Raw genomic sequence first — 15,742 nt, 5'->3', positions numbered from 1 at the left:
CGCCCCGCTTCAGTGGTTCCCGAGCGTGGACGCATGGTCGGGGACGGCGTTCTGGAGGTCCTTGGGAGGTCGCTGGTATCCCGTGGAAGGAGGACGGGGCGGCAGGGTGAGCGAGGGCAGGGCGACGTCCTCGTAGGGAAGCGAGGACAGCAGGTGGGCGATCATGTTGAGTCTCGCGCTGCGCTTGTCGTCGCTCTCGACCACGTACCAGGGGGTGTCCTCGGTGTCGGTGTGGACGAGCATTTCGTCCTTGGCCCGGGAGTACGCCTCCCAGCGCGTGAGCGACTCCAGGTCCATCGGGGAGAGCTTCCAGCGCCGCAGGGGGTCCTCCGCCCGGGCGCGGAACCGCTCTTCCTGCACCGCGTCGCTGACGGAGAACCAGTATTTGCGGAGCAGGATCCCGTCCTCGACGAGCATGCGCTCGAAGGCGGGGCACTGGCGCAGGAAGAGCCGGTGTTCCGCCGGTGTGCAGAAGCCCATGACGTGCTCGACACCGGCGCGGTTGTACCAGCTGCGGTCGAACAGGACGATCTCGCCGGCGGCGGGCAGGTGCTCGACGTAGCGCTGGAAGTACCACTGGGTGCGCTCCCGTTCCGTCGGCGTGGGCAGGGCGGCGATGCGTGCGACACGTGGGTTGAGGTGCTCCGCGACGCGCTTGATCGTGCCGCCCTTGCCCGCGGCGTCGCGGCCCTCGAAGACGACCACGAGCCGGGCACCCTCCACGCGCACCCACTCCTGAAGTTTGATCAGCTCCGTCTGGAGCCGCAGCAGCTCGCCCTCGTAGACCGCCTTCTTCAGAGCCATGGTGCATCCTCCCCGTCGTCGTCCGGTGCTTCGATCAAGTCAGTCACGGCGGGCATCCGCGCGCAACGACACACATCGGGCCCGGGCGTGTCGATACGCTGACCGTGGGTAGTGCAACCGAGCGGGCCGTCGGAGGGGAAGCGCGTGGGTGTGGGGGATCCGTTGACCCGGGTACCGCGGATGCGGCTGGACGAGTTGCTGGACGAACTCCAGGTGCGCATCGACGAAGTGCGCGGCACCCGCGACCGGGTACACAGCCTGCTGGAGGCCGTGGTGTCGGTGGGGCGGGAGCTGGATCTCGCCCAGGTGCTCCGGCGGATCGTGGAGGCGGGCGCCCTGCTCGTCGACGCGGAGTACGGCGCGCTGGGGGTGATCGGTCCCGACGGCCGCACGCTCTCGCAGTTCCTGACCGTGGGGCTGACGGATGAGGAGATCACCGAGATCGGTCCCCTGCCGGCCGGCCACGGCCTGCTCGGGGAGGTCATCCGCCACCCGGAACCCCTGCGCCTGACCGACCTCGGCGCGCACTCCTCCTCCCACGGCTTTCCGGCCCATCACCCGCCCATGCGTACCTTCCTCGGCGTGCCGATCCGGGTCCGCGACGAAGTGTTCGGCAACCTCTACCTCACCGACAAGCGCGGCGGAATCGACTTCGACACCGAGGACGAGACGGTGATCTCCACCCTCTCCGTGGCGGCGGGTGTGGCGATCGACAACGCGCGGCTCTACGAGGGCTCGCAGCGCCAGCAGCGATGGCTGAAGGCCAATGCGGAGATCACCGAAAGCCTGCTGTCCGGCGCCTCCCGCCCGGCGGTGCTGGAGCTCATCGCCCGCCGCGCACGAGAGATCACCACGGCACGCCTCGCGGACATCGCCATGCCCGTGGCCGGTGTCGACGGCCTGGTCGTGGAGTTCTCGGTCGGTCCGGAGGCACGCGCGCGGCAGGGCCTCGTCGTCCCCTTCTCCGGCACGCTCTCCGGAGCCGCGCACCGGGCCGGCAAGCCCGTGACGGCCGTGCCGGCCTCGGCCGACGACCACTACCCGGCCGAGGCCCAGGTACAGGACGGGCTGGGGCCAGCCGTGGCCGTCCCGCTGGGCACCTCGGGCGGGGAGAGCAGGGGCGTCCTGCTGCTCGCGCGCGCGGCGGGAGAGCCGGCGTTCGGCGAGGGAGAGCTGGAGCCCCTCGTCGCCTTCGCGGGTCAGGCCACCATCGCCCTGGAGCTGGCGGAGCGGCGCCGGGACGCCGAGCAGATAGCACTGCTGGAGGAGCGCGACCGGATCGCCCGCGACCTGCACGACCTGGCCATTCAGCGGCTCTTCGCCACCGGCATGACCTTGCAGAGTGCCGCTCGGCTCGTCGAGCACGAAGGCGCCGCCGAAAGGGTCGGGCGGGCGGTCGACGACCTGGACGAAACGATCAAGATCATCCGGTCGACGATCTTCGGGCTGCGCACCAAGGACCGCGAGAGCGGACCCGGTCTGCGGGCACGCGCCGCCCGTGCCGTCGGCGACGCGGCCACCACCCTCGGCCATCCGCCGCGCCTGAGCATGGAGGGCCTGCTCGACACCGACGTACCGCCGCAGATCGCCGACCACGTGATGGCGGTACTGGGCGAACTCCTCAGCAACGCCGCCCGCCACGCGCAGGCGAACCGGGTCGGAGTGACCCTCAAGGCCGGCCGTGGCGAGGTCGTACTGACCGTCTCGGACGACGGGAAGGGCATTCCGGCACAGGGGGCACAGGAGCGCAGAAGCGGTCTGCGCAACCTCGCCGAGCGGGCGCAGGGCCTGGGCGGGTCCTTCACCCACGAGAGGCCCGACGAGGGCGGCACCCGGCTCGTCTGGCGGGCGCCCCTCCCCACCGGGAACTGAGGACCGGGGCAAGGGCCTCAGCTCCGGCCCGCCGGCAGGGGCCGCGTCGGCTCCGCCTCCAGCCGGAACCCGGTGACGAGATCGGGGCGGATCCGCAACGTGCTGGTCATCGGGCGGGCCACCCAGGGGCGCAGGAGGGACGCGTACCGGTCCACCTCGTCGGTGTCGGCCACCACCCTGGCGTAACCGGTGACGACAACGCTCCAGCCGAGGTGCGTGACGGGATCGATGACGTCCGCTTCGTAGGCCACCACCACGCCGGGGACGTCGCCGGGCGCCACCAGAGAGCCCAGTGCCCCGTCCTCATGGATCCGGACGATGACGTCCTCGCCCACGACGAGATGGTTCACCGGACGGACGGCGGGCAGGGCGTGCCGCGTGAAGACGATGCGCCCCAGGGACACCGTCGAGAGCAGCCGCAGGGCCTCGGACCTGTCCAGATCCCGCATGTGCCGGGCGGCCGTCATCCCACCGAACCGGCCGGCGGGTCGCCGCGTGGCTTCCTGATCCATGGTGTGCACCTCACGAGACGACGAACTGCAGGTCGCGGTCTGCGGCGAGCACCCGCATGGACTTGACGACCAGGGGCGGCACATCGCAGAGCAGAAGCCGGGTTCCCTCCGCACGGCAACGGCGGTGCAGACGGATGAAGAGATCGATGCCCGCGCTGTCACAGAAGGAGAGACCGCACAGGTCCAAAACGATGTCCCGGTGGCCGAATCGGGCGAGTTCACGCAGGCGCGGCCCCACTTGCTCCGCCGTGTAGAGGTCGAGCTCCCCGGCCAGGGAGACTCTCAGGCCCCGGGCGTCCCGGGCCACGGTCTTCAGGTCGATCAAGGCGGTCTTCATGACGTCCTCCGCGCTGCGTGCGGCTCCGTCGAGTCGCGCCGTTCCCCGTGCGCCATCAGTTCATCCGGTTCCGGGTGCGCTCGGAAAGGCCCGGCAGGCCCTCCGGACAGGGCCGAAGGTCCCTTTCCCGGAGCCCGGCCCAGCCTGGCCGGAGCCCGCCGCGCGGGCGGCCCCACCGATGGGGGCCGACCGGCCCTGTCCGTCCGGCCCGTGGAGAAGGCAGGATGCCGGTGTCCGTGCGCCCCGAACGAACCCAGGCCAAGGAGTCGCGTCATGACCGGCAGCAGTGCCCCCTCCCCCGCGACGGAGCCCATCAGCGTCTTCCTGCTCGACGACCACGAAGTCGTGCGCCGCGGGGTACACGACCTGCTGGACGCCGAGCCCGACCTCACCGTGGTCGGTGAAGCGGGCACGGCGGAACAGGCGCTGATCCGCATCCCCGCGCTGCGCCCCCGGGTCGCGATCCTGGACGTACGGCTCCAGGACGGCGACGGGGTGAGCGTCTGCCGGGAGCTGCGCTCGCGGATGCCCGAGCTGGCCTGCCTGATGCTGACGTCGTTCGACGACGAGGAGGCGCTGCTGGACGCCGTGATGGCCGGGGCCTCCGGCTACGTCCTGAAGCAGATCACCGGCACCGACCTGGTGACCGCCGTCCGGACGGTGGCCGCCGGCCAGTCGATGCTCGATCCCGGCGCCACCACGCGGCTGATGGCCCGTATGCGCGGCGACGTACCCAAGGAGGAACAGGCCTCGGGGCTTCCCGGTTTCACGGACCGGGAGAAGGAGATCCTCCTCATGGTCAGTGAGGGTCTCACCAACCGGGAGATCGGCAAGCGGCTGCACCTCGCGGAGAAGACCGTCAAGAACATCATCTCGCGGCTCTTCGTCAAGCTCGGCGTGGAGCGGCGCGTCCAGGCCGCGGTGATCGCCAGCCATGCGCTGACGCCGCCCGGCCGGCGGCCGGCGCCGGCCGGGGAATAGGGGAATAGGAGCCGCCCGCCGGAAGGGCCGGGCAGCACTCCGTACGACGGTGTGCCCGGCTTCGTCGTCCGCCCGCCGTCGGCTCGCTCGGTCGTCAGTGGTGCGGGACGACGGCGACGGGGCAGGCCGAGTGGTGGAGCACGGCATGGGCCACCGACCCGATCCGCGTGCCCACCGGCGACTCACCGACCCGGCGGCCGACGACGACCAGCTGGGCGTCCGACGCCTCCGACAGCAGCACGTGGCCGGCGCTGCCCCGCTCCACGTGCGCGACGACCTCCACCTCGGGGAACCTCGGCCGCCATGGCTCCAGCGCCTGGTCCAGCGCCGCCTTCTCGAACGGCTCCAGCCCGCCGAACTGCTCGGCGATCCACATCGAGCCGGGGCTGTAGCCGTAGACCGGGGGCAGGCTCCAGGCCCGGACCGCCCGGAGCGGGACCCCGCGCACCGCGGCCGCCTCGAAGGCGAAGCCCAGTACCCGGGCGGACTCCTCCACACCGCCCTGCTGCCCGACGACGACCTCGCCCTCGGCGCCCCCGAGCACCGGCTTGCCGCCCCGGGCCCGGACGGAGACGACGGGGCACTCGGCGGAGGCGATCAGCTGCTGTCCGTACGAGCCCAGCAGGAAGCCTGCCAGCGCGCCGTGCCCGCGGGTGCCGAGCACCAGCATCTCCGCGTCCTTGGCGGCGCGCAGCAGGGCCGGTACGGGGACGTCCGCCACCACTTCCACGGAGAGCGAGAGCTGCGGGTGGCGGTGGCCGAGCTCGGCCTCCGTCTCCTGAAGGATCTCCCGGGCCCGGCGGTCCTCGGTCTCCCGGTCCTGGACGACCGCGACGGCGAGCGGCTGCCACAGCCAGGCATGGACCACGTGCACGTGCATGTCGCGGCGCACGGCTTCCCGCGCGGCCCAGTCGGCAGCGGCCCGGCTCTCGGGGGAACCGTCCACTCCGACGACGAGGGTGCGCTTCACAGGTCTGTCCTCCGTAATGATGCGCGGGGCATCGGGGTCGGCGGCGCGGATGGGTGGCGCCGGCCGAGGGAGGGCCGGGCACCACCGGGATTCACCTTCCCCGGGCCGGGCAGGTGCGGGAAAGGGCCGACCGTCCCTCCCCGAGGGCCGGTTCTCCCCTGCCGGTCACGCCCTGGCGGAGCGCAGGGTGTGGGTATCGGCTCAGCCGACGAACGTCCCGGACCCTCGCACGCAGGAGCGGACATGACCGCGTTGACCGCGTATTCGATCCCGGAGCTGGACGCCCACTGGCGCGCCGCCAACTACCTGGCGGTCGGCCAGATCTACCTCATGGGCAACCCCCTGCTCGCCGAGCCGCTTCGGCCGGAGCACATCAAGCCGCGGCTGCTCGGCCACTGGGGCACCTCGCCCGGCCTGAACCTGGTGTACACGCACCTCAACCGCGTGATCAGGGAACGCGCGCCGGAGACCCTGTGCATCTGGGGCCCGGGCCACGGCGGCCCCGCCGTCCTCGCCAACTCCTGGCTGGAGGGCACGTACAGCGAGACCTACCCGGACGTGAGCCGCGACGCCGACGGCATGGCCGAACTGTTCCGGCAGTTCTCCTTCCCCGGCGGGGTGCCGAGCCACGTGGCGCCGGAGACCCCCGGTTCCGTCCACGAAGGCGGGGAGCTGGGATACGCCCTCTCCCACGCCTACGGAGCCGCCTTCGACCACCCCGGCCTGCTGGTCGCCTGCGTCATCGGCGACGGCGAGGCGGAGACCGGACCGCTGGCCGCTTCCTGGCATTCGAACAAGTTCCTCGACCCCGTCCACGACGGCGCGGTCCTGCCGATCCTGCACCTGAACGGCTACAAGATCGCCAACCCGACGGTGCTGTCCCGGATCCCCGAGGCCGAACTCGACGCGCTGCTGCGCGGCTACGGGCACGACCCGCTGTACGTGACCGGCAGCGACCCGGCCCAGGTCCATCCGGCCATGGCCCGCGCGCTGGACCACGCGCTGGACCGGATCGCCCTGATCCAGCAGGAGGCACGGAAGGCGGGCACCGACCCGGGACGGGAATACGCACGCTGGCCGATGATCGTTCTGCGCACGCCCAAGGGCTGGACCGGCCCGGTGACCGTCGACGGCGACCCGGTCGAGGGCACGTGGCGCGCCCACCAGGTCCCGCTCGCGGGGGTGCGCGAGAACCCCGCGCACCTGAAGCAGCTGGAGGACTGGCTGCGCTCGTACCGGCCGGAGGAGCTCTTCGACGCCGGCGGCCGCCCGACGGCGCGGGTCCTGGCCTGCGTCCCGGAAGGCGAGCGCCGGCTGGGCGCGGTGCCGTACGCGAACGGAGGGCGGCTGCTGAGGCCCCTGCCGCTGCCCGCGCTCGACGCGCATGCCGTCCCCGTCGACAAGCCCGGCCGCACCCTCCACGAACCGACCCGGGTCCTCGGGCAGTTCCTCACCCAGGTCATGCGGGAGACGGCCGGACGGCGGGACTTCAGGGTCGTCGGACCGGACGAGACCGCCTCCAACCGGCTGGACGACCTCTACCAGGCCACCGGCAAGGCCTGGCAGGGCATCACGGAGGCCACGGACCGCAATCTGGCGCGCGACGGCCGGGTCATGGAGATCCTGTCCGAACACGTCTGCCAGGGCTGGCTGGAGGGATATCTCCTCACCGGCCGCCACGGTCTCTTCTCCACCTACGAGGCCTTCGCGCACATCGTCGACTCCATGGTCGGCCAGCACATCAAGTGGCTGAAGACCTCGCGCGAGCTGTCCTGGCGCGCGCCGATCGCCTCCCTCAACTACCTGCTCACCTCGCACGTCTGGCGCCAGGACAACAACGGCTTCTCCCACCAGGACCCCGGATTCGTCGACCACGTCCTCAACAAGAGCCCCGAGGTCGTACGGGTCTACCTGCCGCCGGACGCCAACACCCTGCTCGCCGTGGCCGATCACGCCCTGCGCAGCCGCGACCAGGTCAATGTGATCGTCGCCGGCAAACAGCCCTGCTTCGACTGGCTGCCGATCGAGGAGGCCCGCACCCACGTGGCGCGCGGCGCCGGAGTCTGGGAGTGGGCGGGCACCGACCACGGCTACGGCTCCCGCGAACCGGACGTCGTGCTCGCCTGCGCCGGCGACGTGCCCACCATGGAGGTGCTGGCCGCCGCGGCCCTGCTGCGCGAGCACCTCCCCTCGCTGGCCGTCCGCGTCGTCAACGTCGTCGACATCGCCCGGCTGATGCCCCACGACGAACACCCGCACGGCATGACGAAGGCCGAGTACGACGCGCTCTTCACCACCGACAGGCCGGTCATTTTCGCCTACCACGGCTACCCGTGGCTCATCCACCGCCTCGCCTACCGCCGGACCGGCCACTCCCAGCTGCACGTCCGCGGCTACAAGGAGTCCGGCACCACGACGACCCCGTTCGACATGGTCGTGCGCAACGACATGGACCGCTACCGGCTCGTCATGGACGTCATCGACCGCGTTACCGGCCTCGCGAGCCGCGCCGAGGGACTGCGCCAGGCCATGGCCGACCAGCGCATCCGCCACCACGACTGGATCCGCGAGCACGGCACCGACCTGCCGGAGGTGGCGGACTGGTCCTGGCCGTACTGAGCCCGCACCGAGACGGGGACCGACCGGCCCGGCGCCGGGGCCGGTCGGTCCCCGTCTCGGCCCGCAGGGGCCCTGGCTAAGCACATGTCCACACGCCGACGCTGGACGTGTCGAGACCCTACCGATCGACCACGGCGAAGGAGCCGGTCATGCCCGTCTCTCAGTCCACCGTCAGTGACGTCATGACGCACACCGCCATCGCCATTGGCCGTGAGGCGTCCTACAAGGAGATCGTCGAACTGTTGCACGAATGGAAAGTCAGCGCGGTCCCCGTCCTGGAGGGCGAGGGTCGCGTCGTCGGGGTCGTTTCCGAAGCGGACCTCCTGCTCAAGGAGGGGTTCCGCCGCGAGGAGGCCGTCATGCCGGACCAGCTGGACGAAGCCTCCAAGGCCGGCGGTGTGCTTGCCGAGGACCTGATGTCGAGCCCGGCCGTGACCGTCCATCCCCGCGCCACCGTCACCGAGGCCGCCCGCATCATGGCCCGCAAGGGCGTCAAACGTCTTCCAGTGGTGAACGAGGTCGGCCTGCTGGAGGGTGTCGTCAGCCGCGGCGACCTCTTGAAGGTGTTCCTGCGTCCCGACGAGGAGCTGGGGCAGGAGATCCGCGAGGCCGTGCTCGCCGAGCTGGCACCGGGGACGGCCTTGGACTTCTCCGTACAGGACGGTGTCGTCGTCCTGCGGGGACCGGTGCGGGACCGGGCCCTCGTCCCGCTCCTCGCCCGGGCGATCCGCGCCGTCGAGGGCGTCGTCGACGTCCGGATGGAGCTCGACGGGGCCGTCGCACCGGCTTAGCGGGTGCGCAGGACCCTCGTCCTGAGACAATCCGAGTGGAAGCAAGCGCGGTGTCATCCGGATCAGGTGACGAACATGTCCGACGTACCGGGCGCCTCTGCGGAGGCCCCCATCAGGGTGTTCCTCCTCGACGATCACGAGGTGGTCCGGCGCGGGCTGCGGGACCTGCTCGATGCCCCGGCGGACATCACCGTGGTGGGCGAGGCGGGCACCGCGGACCAGGCCCTGGCCCGCGGGCCGGCGCTCCGCCCGGACGTCGCCGTCCTCGACGTACGGCTGCCCGACGGCGACGGAATCACCGTCTGCCGGGAGCTGCGCTCCCGGATGCCGGATCTGGCCTGCCTGATGCTGACGTCGTTCGACGACGAGGACGCCCTGCTGGACGCGATCATGGCAGGGGCCGCGGGGTACGTGCTGAAGCAGATCAAGGGGTCCGACCTGGTCTCCGCCATTCGCACGGTCGCCACGGGACAGTCGATGCTCGATCCGGCCACGACCGCTCGCTTGATGCACCGCCTGCGCGAACCCGAAGCCGCGAAGGCGCCCGAGGACACCCGCCTCGCCGCCCTCTCCGAGCGGGAGCGTGCCGTACTCGAACTGATCGGCGACGGCCTCACCAACCGCCAGATCGCCAAACGGCTCTACCTGTCGGAGAAGACCGTCAAGAACCACATCTCCCGGCTGCTGGGCAAACTGGGGGTCGAACGGCGGGTCCAGGCCGCCGTCATCGCCGCCCAGGTCCACGATCAAGGACACACGCGTGACGGAGCGCCTCCCCCGAGGCACCAGCCGCGGATCACCTCGTAGGCACCGCCGGCGAGGCGAGCGGCACCCACCACTCAAGGCGGGTGCCCGACGCATCGGCCACCCGTGAGCTCACCTTCATGCTGCCGCCGAACTTGTCGGCGCGTTCCGCGAGATTGCTCAGGCCGCTGCGTCGGCCGCCTTCGCGCAGGCCTACGCCGTTGTCGGCCACGGTGACGGTGAGGACCCCGTCGGCCGCGACGATCGAGACGTCCGCACGGGTGGCCTCGGCGTGGCGGGCGACATTCGTCAGGGCCTCTCCGAGCACGGCGAGGACCTCGTCGGCGACCGCGGACGGTACGTCGGTGTCGATGAGCCCCTCCATCCGCAGCGCCGGTGCGAATCCGAGGGCCGCGGCGGCCTCGTCCACGGCCTGGACCGTGCGGGAGCGCAGCTTGGGTGTCGCGCCGGGTGCCTCGTGATCGCGGAGCCCGAAGATGGTCGAACGGATGATCTTGATGGTGGCGTCCAGGTCGTCGATGGCGCGGGCGAGGCGTTCTGATGCCTGGGGGTGGTCGACGAAGCGCTGGGCACTCTGGAGGGTCATGCCGGTGGCGAAGAGGCGCTGGATGGCCAGGTCGTGGAGGTCGCGGGCGATGCGGTCGTGGTCTTCGAGCAAGCTCATCTGCTCGGCGTCGCGCCGCCGCTGCGCCAGTTCGAGGGCGAGGGCCGCCTGGCTCGCGAATCCGGGCAGGGCGGCGACCTCGGCGGTGGTGAACCCCGCGCGACCGTGGCGCCGGGCAAGGACCAGGATGCCGCTGAGTTTTTCCCGGGTGCCGACGGTGACGGCGACGGCCGGGCCGAATCCCGTCCACCGCTCCGGCCGGACGGTGACGCGCGGGTCGGTCGCCACGTCCGCGACCGTGATCAGCCCGTCGTTCGCCACGGCGGCCTCGGCGAGGGTCCCGGCGGTGCTCGGCAAGGCGATGCCCCGGTGTCCTTCGGCGCCGTCCCCCAGAGCCAGGGAGCCGCGCAGTTCTCCGGACGGTCCGAGCAGGTAGAGGACACCCAGGTCGGCCCTGGTGATGTCCCTGGCCCGCTCCAGCATGCCTTCGAGGACGTCGTCCTGGGGGGCGCCGGAGAGGAGCGCGCTGGTGATGTCCGATCCGGCGGCCAGCCAGCGCTCGCGCAGGCGGACTTCCTCGAAGAGGCGGGCGTTCTCGATGGCGATGCCGGCGGCGACGGCGAGGGTGGACAGGACCGCCTCGTCCTCCTCGTCGAAGGCGACGCCGCCGCGCTTCTCGGTGAGGTAGAGGTTGCCGAAGACGTCGTCGCGTACGCGGATGGGAACGCCGAGAAAGGAGTGCATCGGCGGGTGATGGGCCGGGAATCCGTAGGAGGCGGGGTGCTCGGACAGCTCGGACAGCCGCAAGGCCTCCGGGTGCCGGATCAGCTCGCCGAGGATGCCGTGGCCGGAGGGCAGGTCGCCGATCTGTGCGCGGAGGTCGTCCGTGATGCCCACGGGCAGGAATTCCGCCAGCTTCCGGTCGTTGCCGATGACGCCGAGGGCGCCGTACTCGGCATCCACGAGGACGACCGCGGCCTCGACGATGCCGCGCAGGACTTGGGGCAGGTCCAGCTCGCGGCCGACCGACATGACGGCCTCCAGCAGGCCGTTCAGTCGGTCGCGGGTGCCCCGGACCTCTTCCATGCGTACTTGGAGCTCGTCGAGCAGCTCGTCCAGCCGCAGCCGTGGAACGCCCCGCTGGGCGGGCCGGCCGTCTGCGCACATGTCACACCTCCGGCCGACAGGAACCATGGCGCGCACCACCTCCTTCACCGTAGTCCCGGCAGGAGCGGAACTCCCTCACCCGAGGGTGCTACTGCTGCATACGGGGGGACATGTTCGACCCGGCGTGCAGGTGACGGACGCGGGCGTCGGGGCCAGGGAAGAACCCGGTGGTGCGGCCGGTGTCGGACCTGGCCGGATCGATTCCGACGCCGGCGTCACGCCCTCGGCCGGTCATGACCGGCTGCCGAGATCGCTGCCGGTCCGGGGGATGAGGAGGACGGGGCAGTGCGCGTGGTGCAGCACGCTGTGCGTGGCCCTGCCCAGGTTGCGGGCGAGGCCGAGGGCGCTGGGAACACGGCGGCCGCCCATGACGAGCAGGTCGGCGTGGCGGGAAGCCTCGACCAGGACGCCGGCGACGGAGATGCTCTTCTCGGCGTCGGCCCGCACGTCAAGACCGGGGAACTCATCGCGGACCACATCCGTGACGGCCCTCAGGGCATCGGCGTGCGCGCCTGCGATCTCGTCGACGCCGTCGAGCATGCTGACCACCTCGCCGACGGATTCCAGCACGTTCCACACGTGCAGGAGCCTGAGGGACGCCTTGCGCAGTTGGGCCTCGCGCGCGGCGTACCGGGCGTGCACGAGGTCGTGCTCGTCGCGGACGGCGGCGAGCACGGTGCCGGTCTCCTGCGCCCCGTCGATGCCGCGGACGACGATGACCGGGGACTTGGCGGCAGCAGCGACGTCCATGCCCACCGAGCCGAGCATCAGGGAACTGAAGCCGCCCAGACCGCGGTTGCCCACCACGATCGTGCCGTGCAGGGCACCGGCCTGGTGCAGGCTGTGGGCGGCGTCCGCCCGGCTGAACTCCGTGCTCACGTGCAGACCGGGGTACGCGTCCGTCGCAGCCTTCGCCGTGTCGTCCAGGAGTTGCCGGCCGTTGGCGCGGATCCGTTCGGTGGTCTTCGCCGACAGGTACAGCGCCCTGCCGTCGGTGTCGGCCCCGTAGACGATGTGCAGGGGCTGGTCGCGGCGTACGGCCTCCCCCGCTGCCCACATGGCGGCGGCGCGGGCTGTGTCCGAGCCGTCCACGCCTACGACCACCGTGCTCGTGTCCGGGGTGCGGAATGTGTTTTCCACGGTTCCTCCCAACCGAGAAGCCGATGCGGACACCACCCACGCTGGCACCGGCAGCGCCCGGTGTGGAGGGCCGTACGGGACCACGACCGGAACCGATGGTCCCCACCGCCCGACGCCACCCCGTCCCCGTTCCTCCGGCCCGCCCGGCCCCCACGTCCCCCGGGCGGGGCCGTCCGGCCCTCGATCGTCCACGGTCTGGGGCGGGATGGTGGGGGCACACCCGGCTCAGGCACCGGCCTCGCGTGACACAGCGGAGCTGGAAGGGCATCGTGCGGCTACCCGTCGTGGACGAGGAGGACCGGCTGGTCGGCATCGTCACGCGCAGGGACCTACTGCACCTGTTCGTCCGCCCCGACTCCGAGATACGCCGGCGGGTCACCGACGAGGTCCTCACGGAGGTACTCGGCGTGCCGGCCGGTGACGTCGACGTCCACGTGGTGGACGGCAGCGTCACGCTGAACGGCCGCGTCGAGCGCCGGAGTCAACTGCCCGTGCTGCTCGGCCTCGTCGGGCAACTCGATGGAGTCGTCGCCGTGGCATCGCATGTCAGAGCCCGTACCGACGACACAAGCCGACCTGCTCCGTCGGCTGCCGGTCGTCGACACGGCCGGCCGGTTGGCCCGGGTGGGCCGTTCGGTCCCCGGGTAGGGCCGCTCGGGCCCTACCCGGAGCACGGCGAACGGCGGAGCCTGTAAGAGCCGATCAGCCACAGGAGGAACGCCATGTCGCACCGGATCACGGTAGCGTCCGCCGGCGCGGCACTCATCGTGGCCGGCAGGCGCATACGCCGCTCGGCTCTCGGCGGCGCCCGCGTCGGCCCCATCACCCACGCGGTGATCCATCACGCCCGCTCACCAGTCGCCGTCGCGCACACGACTAAGGCCGCACAGACAGGAACAGTCCCGTGACCGCAACGACCCTTGCCCCCGGCACCGTCGCCGAGCTCGTCGGCGACGCCGTCACCGCCCCGTCCATGCACAACGCGCAGCCGTGGAGGTTCGTGTTCAGGCCTGAGGCCAACGTCGTCGAACTGCACGGCGATCCGGACCGCGCCATGACGCGGACCGATCCCAGTCACCGGGCTCTGCACCTCGGCTGTGCGGCCGCCCTGTTCAACCTGCGAGTGTCGGCCGTTCACCACGGATTCCAGGCTCGCGTGCGGTTGCTGCCCGACGGCTCCCGGCCGTGGCTGCTGGCGACGGCAGCCCTCAAGGCACTCTCCGACGAGGACCACGAGCTCGCCGCCCTGCACCCCGCTCTCCGGCGCCGGCACACCAGCCGCTTCCCGTTCGCCGATGAGCCGGTGCCGGACGCCCTCATGGACGGGTTGAAGAGCGCCGCCCGCCTGGAGGGTTGCCGGCTGACCGTCCCCGGCGACTGGCACGTCGAGACCGTGCTCGGGTTGGTGCGCGACGCGGAGCAGCGGGAGGACATCGATCCGCTCGTCCGGGCCGAGACCTCCGCCTGGGCCGCCGAAACACGTACCTCGACCGGAACACGCCGTGACGGCATTCCCACCGCCGCGTTCGGTCCGCGCAGTTCCCGGGGCCCCTCCCCCGTACGGGACTTCGGGCGGGACCGTCCTGCGACGGATCGCGGCTGGGCCGTGTTCGAGCGGCGGCCGCAGCTGGCTCTGCTCGGCACCCCGGCGGACACGCCAGCCGACTGGATGCGGGCCGGACAAGCGCTGGAGCGTGTCCTCCTCCAGGCCACCGCCGACGGCCTGGCCACCTCGATGACCTCACAGCCCCTCGAATGGCCGGAACTGCGGTGGACGGCCCGCGACCCGCTGGAGGACATGGGCCACGTCCAGATGGTCCTGCGCTTGGGCTACGGGCCCCCCGGGCCCGAAACGCCCCGCCGCCCCGTCACCGACGTTCTGGAGGTCCAGCAGTAGGCTGCCGGAACAGGCGGACCACCTCTCCTGACCTGCTGAGACGCGGAGGCCGGTGCCTCGGAAAGCGGCACCGGGTCGATGTGTCGAGGCTGCTCTTCGCGGGGTCGCCCCAGGGCGGTCGAGCGAGGTGCACAGGGCTGCGGTCTTGACGACCACCGCCGGCTCCGCGGGACTGATCGGCAGGACGAACGTCTGCCGGAACCGCGGTGGCCGTACACACCTTCCCGACGGGTGCCGGAGGCCGTGCCCGTGGGTGACGCCCAGGCGGCGGCCTTCGGTGTCGTGGAAGAGCATGCGGCGGGTGAGCGTTCCCGCCTGCGGGTCCAGCGTGACGCGACAGTGGCGCAGGGGCGGGTGATCAGGGGTGAGCCAGTCGCCGGGTGGTGCGTCGTCGGGCAGGCAGCGGTAGCGCAGGGCCGTCGCCCGCGGCACTCTCGGGAGCTGATCCCCGCGTGGCGAAGCGACCGTTGCCGAGGGTGCACAGGGACTCGACCAGCCGCTCGGTCTTCAAGGGCGGTGTGCCACGTGACCGCGTGGCACACCGCCGTGGCGAGGAGCGCGCCATCGGTGTCGAAGACGACCGCGTCCACCTCGTTCATGACTCGTGGGCCACGCGTCGGCCGGTGAGCCGGACAGGGGTGAGTTTCATCCAGTGGGTGCGGGGGCCGCCCGCCCAGGGCTGGGAGCGGGCCATGGCCGTCAGGTGCCGGATCTCCTCGGGCTCTGTGACGGCTTCCAGCTCGCCCACGGCCAGGACGCTCCAGCCTCCGGCGGTGACGTCGTCGATGTTGTCGATCTCAAAGGCGACCTGTGTGCCCTCCGCTCTGGCCGCCAGGGCCTCCACGGCGGTGCGGAACGCGATGTCGGGGCCCGCGATCAGGTAGTTGACCGGGAGGACGGCCGGGCCTTCGGGAGTGAAGACGGCGATGCGTCCCACTCCGTGCGTGCCCAGCAGGCTTCGGCACTCGGCCTCCTCCAGCGGCGCCAGCGCGGTGTCGCGGCGGGCGGTGGAACGGCCGCGGACGCGGTCGGCGTTCGCGCCGGTCAGATCGTCGACCGTGACACCGAGTACGTCGGCCATGCGGACGAGGGTGCCGATGGCGGGAGCGGCGGCGTGTTCCTCCAGGTAGGTGATGTAGTTGCCGTCGGCTCCGCACTTCCGGCCCAGTTCTTCACGGCTGAGACCGAGGGCGGTGCGGCGGGCCGCGATTCGGCGGCCGAGGTCGGTGCGTCCGGCCGTCTCGCCGGCGTCCTGCGGGTGGGCACTCGACGTGCTCTTCACC

At 71.7% G+C, this 15,742-nt stretch carries 15 protein-coding genes; 8 read left to right on the top strand and 7 right to left on the bottom strand.

The window, feature by feature from the left end:
- Nucleotides 1–9: 9 nt before the first annotated feature.
- Nucleotides 10–804, bottom strand: coding sequence for a polyphosphate kinase 2 (ppk2, locus tag IE248_RS34785; protein WP_190032818.1), 795 nt, complete (start codon nt 802–804; stop codon nt 10–12).
- Between the two features lie 144 nt (nt 805–948).
- Between ppk2 and IE248_RS34780 the strand changes: the two genes are divergently transcribed.
- Nucleotides 949–2,676, top strand: a complete 1,728-nt coding sequence (locus IE248_RS34780; RefSeq protein ID WP_380961801.1) for a sensor histidine kinase — start codon at nt 949–951, stop codon at nt 2,674–2,676.
- A gap of 17 nt (nt 2,677–2,693) precedes the next feature.
- Here IE248_RS34780 and IE248_RS34775 read toward each other — a convergent pair whose 3' ends face one another.
- Together IE248_RS34775 and IE248_RS34770 are read right to left on the bottom strand one after the other, a co-directional pair.
- On the bottom strand, nt 2,694–3,188 hold the full coding sequence (locus IE248_RS34775) for a pyridoxamine 5'-phosphate oxidase family protein (protein ID WP_229895749.1): 495 nt from the start codon (nt 3,186–3,188) through the stop codon (nt 2,694–2,696).
- 10 nt (nt 3,189–3,198) lie between these two features.
- Nucleotides 3,199–3,525 (bottom strand): STAS domain-containing protein, encoded by a 327-nt coding sequence (locus IE248_RS34770; protein ID WP_073779421.1) that lies wholly within the window; start codon nt 3,523–3,525, stop codon nt 3,199–3,201.
- A 273-nt stretch (nt 3,526–3,798) separates the two neighbouring features.
- Here IE248_RS34770 and IE248_RS34765 point away from each other — a divergent pair, with 273 nt between their 5' ends.
- The gene (locus IE248_RS34765) at nt 3,799–4,506 is read left to right on the top strand and encodes a response regulator (RefSeq protein ID WP_100580616.1); all 708 of its coding nucleotides are present in this window, start codon (nt 3,799–3,801) and stop codon (nt 4,504–4,506) included.
- 94 nt (nt 4,507–4,600) lie between these two features.
- On the opposite strand, the gene IE248_RS34760 is transcribed toward IE248_RS34765, so the two are convergent.
- On the bottom strand, nt 4,601–5,476 hold the full coding sequence (locus IE248_RS34760; protein ID WP_190032817.1) for a universal stress protein: 876 nt from the start codon (nt 5,474–5,476) through the stop codon (nt 4,601–4,603).
- Nucleotides 5,477–5,665: 189 nt separating this feature from the next.
- On the opposite strand from IE248_RS34760, the gene IE248_RS34755 reads away from it, so the two are divergent.
- From IE248_RS34755 to IE248_RS34745, 3 genes are all read left to right on the top strand, one after another.
- A complete protein-coding gene (locus tag IE248_RS34755; protein WP_491591059.1) occupies nt 5,666–8,095 on the top strand; it encodes a phosphoketolase family protein in 2,430 nt (809 codons plus the stop codon).
- Between the two features lie 149 nt (nt 8,096–8,244).
- Nucleotides 8,245–8,886: a CBS domain-containing protein gene (locus tag IE248_RS34750; RefSeq protein WP_190032815.1), complete on the top strand. Its 642-nt coding sequence runs from the start codon at nt 8,245–8,247 to the stop codon at nt 8,884–8,886.
- 75 nt (nt 8,887–8,961) lie between these two features.
- The gene (locus IE248_RS34745; protein ID WP_100580620.1) at nt 8,962–9,693 is read left to right on the top strand and encodes a response regulator; all 732 of its coding nucleotides are present in this window, start codon (nt 8,962–8,964) and stop codon (nt 9,691–9,693) included.
- Here IE248_RS34745 and IE248_RS34740 read toward each other — a convergent pair.
- Complete coding sequence (locus IE248_RS34740; protein WP_190032814.1) at nt 9,683–11,422, bottom strand: sensor histidine kinase; 1,740 nt, start codon at nt 11,420–11,422, stop codon at nt 9,683–9,685. The two genes, IE248_RS34745 and IE248_RS34740, sit on opposite strands and share 11 nt — an antisense overlap.
- A gap of 231 nt (nt 11,423–11,653) precedes the next feature.
- Nucleotides 11,654–12,562, bottom strand: coding sequence for a universal stress protein (locus IE248_RS34735; RefSeq protein WP_190032813.1), 909 nt, complete (start codon nt 12,560–12,562; stop codon nt 11,654–11,656).
- On the opposite strand from IE248_RS34735, the gene IE248_RS34730 reads away from it, so the two are divergent.
- Genes IE248_RS34730 through IE248_RS34725 form a run of 3 tightly spaced genes read left to right on the top strand, consistent with a single transcriptional unit; the run spans nt 12,550 to nt 14,459 of the window.
- A complete protein-coding gene (locus IE248_RS34730) occupies nt 12,550–13,257 on the top strand; it encodes a BON domain-containing protein (protein ID WP_308438208.1) in 708 nt (235 codons plus the stop codon). The two genes, IE248_RS34735 and IE248_RS34730, sit on opposite strands and share 13 nt — an antisense overlap.
- A gap of 27 nt (nt 13,258–13,284) precedes the next feature.
- The gene (locus IE248_RS38670; RefSeq protein WP_350876483.1) at nt 13,285–13,470 is read left to right on the top strand and encodes a universal stress protein; all 186 of its coding nucleotides are present in this window, start codon (nt 13,285–13,287) and stop codon (nt 13,468–13,470) included.
- Nucleotides 13,467–14,459, top strand: a complete 993-nt coding sequence (locus IE248_RS34725) for an Acg family FMN-binding oxidoreductase (protein ID WP_229895747.1) — start codon at nt 13,467–13,469, stop codon at nt 14,457–14,459. Before IE248_RS38670 ends, IE248_RS34725 begins: the two co-directional genes overlap by 4 nt.
- A 595-nt stretch (nt 14,460–15,054) precedes the next feature.
- Here IE248_RS34725 and IE248_RS34715 read toward each other — a convergent pair.
- Nucleotides 15,055–15,741, bottom strand: a complete 687-nt coding sequence (locus tag IE248_RS34715; protein WP_229895746.1) for a helix-turn-helix domain-containing protein — start codon at nt 15,739–15,741, stop codon at nt 15,055–15,057.
- Nucleotide 15,742 lies beyond the last annotated feature (1 nt).

Source organism: Streptomyces goshikiensis, from assembly GCF_014650555.1.
Taxonomy (GTDB): Bacteria; Actinomycetota; Actinomycetes; order Streptomycetales; family Streptomycetaceae; genus Streptomyces; species Streptomyces goshikiensis.
Note: the sequence above shows the minus strand (reverse complement) of the source record. Positions and strands in the feature narration are given on the sequence as shown.

Excerpts from the sequence above, each read along its gene's own strand:
- IE248_RS34745 (WP_100580620.1), top strand. The coding sequence starts at position 8,962 with ATGTCCGACGTACCGGGCGCCTCTGCGGAGGCCCCCATCAGGGTGTTC.
- IE248_RS34770 (WP_073779421.1), bottom strand. The coding sequence starts at position 3,525 with ATGAAGACCGCCTTGATCGACCTGAAGACCGTGGCCCGGGACGCCCGG.
- IE248_RS34775 (WP_229895749.1), bottom strand. The coding sequence starts at position 3,188 with ATGGATCAGGAAGCCACGCGGCGACCCGCCGGCCGGTTCGGTGGGATG.
- ppk2 (WP_190032818.1), bottom strand. The coding sequence starts at position 804 with ATGGCTCTGAAGAAGGCGGTCTACGAGGGCGAGCTGCTGCGGCTCCAG.
- IE248_RS34750 (WP_190032815.1), top strand. The coding sequence starts at position 8,245 with ATGCCCGTCTCTCAGTCCACCGTCAGTGACGTCATGACGCACACCGCC.
- IE248_RS38670 (WP_350876483.1), top strand. The coding sequence starts at position 13,285 with ATGTCGCACCGGATCACGGTAGCGTCCGCCGGCGCGGCACTCATCGTG.
- IE248_RS34730 (WP_308438208.1), top strand. The coding sequence starts at position 12,550 with ATGTGTTTTCCACGGTTCCTCCCAACCGAGAAGCCGATGCGGACACCA.
- IE248_RS34740 (WP_190032814.1), bottom strand. The coding sequence starts at position 11,422 with ATGTGCGCAGACGGCCGGCCCGCCCAGCGGGGCGTTCCACGGCTGCGG.
- IE248_RS34765 (WP_100580616.1), top strand. The coding sequence starts at position 3,799 with ATGACCGGCAGCAGTGCCCCCTCCCCCGCGACGGAGCCCATCAGCGTC.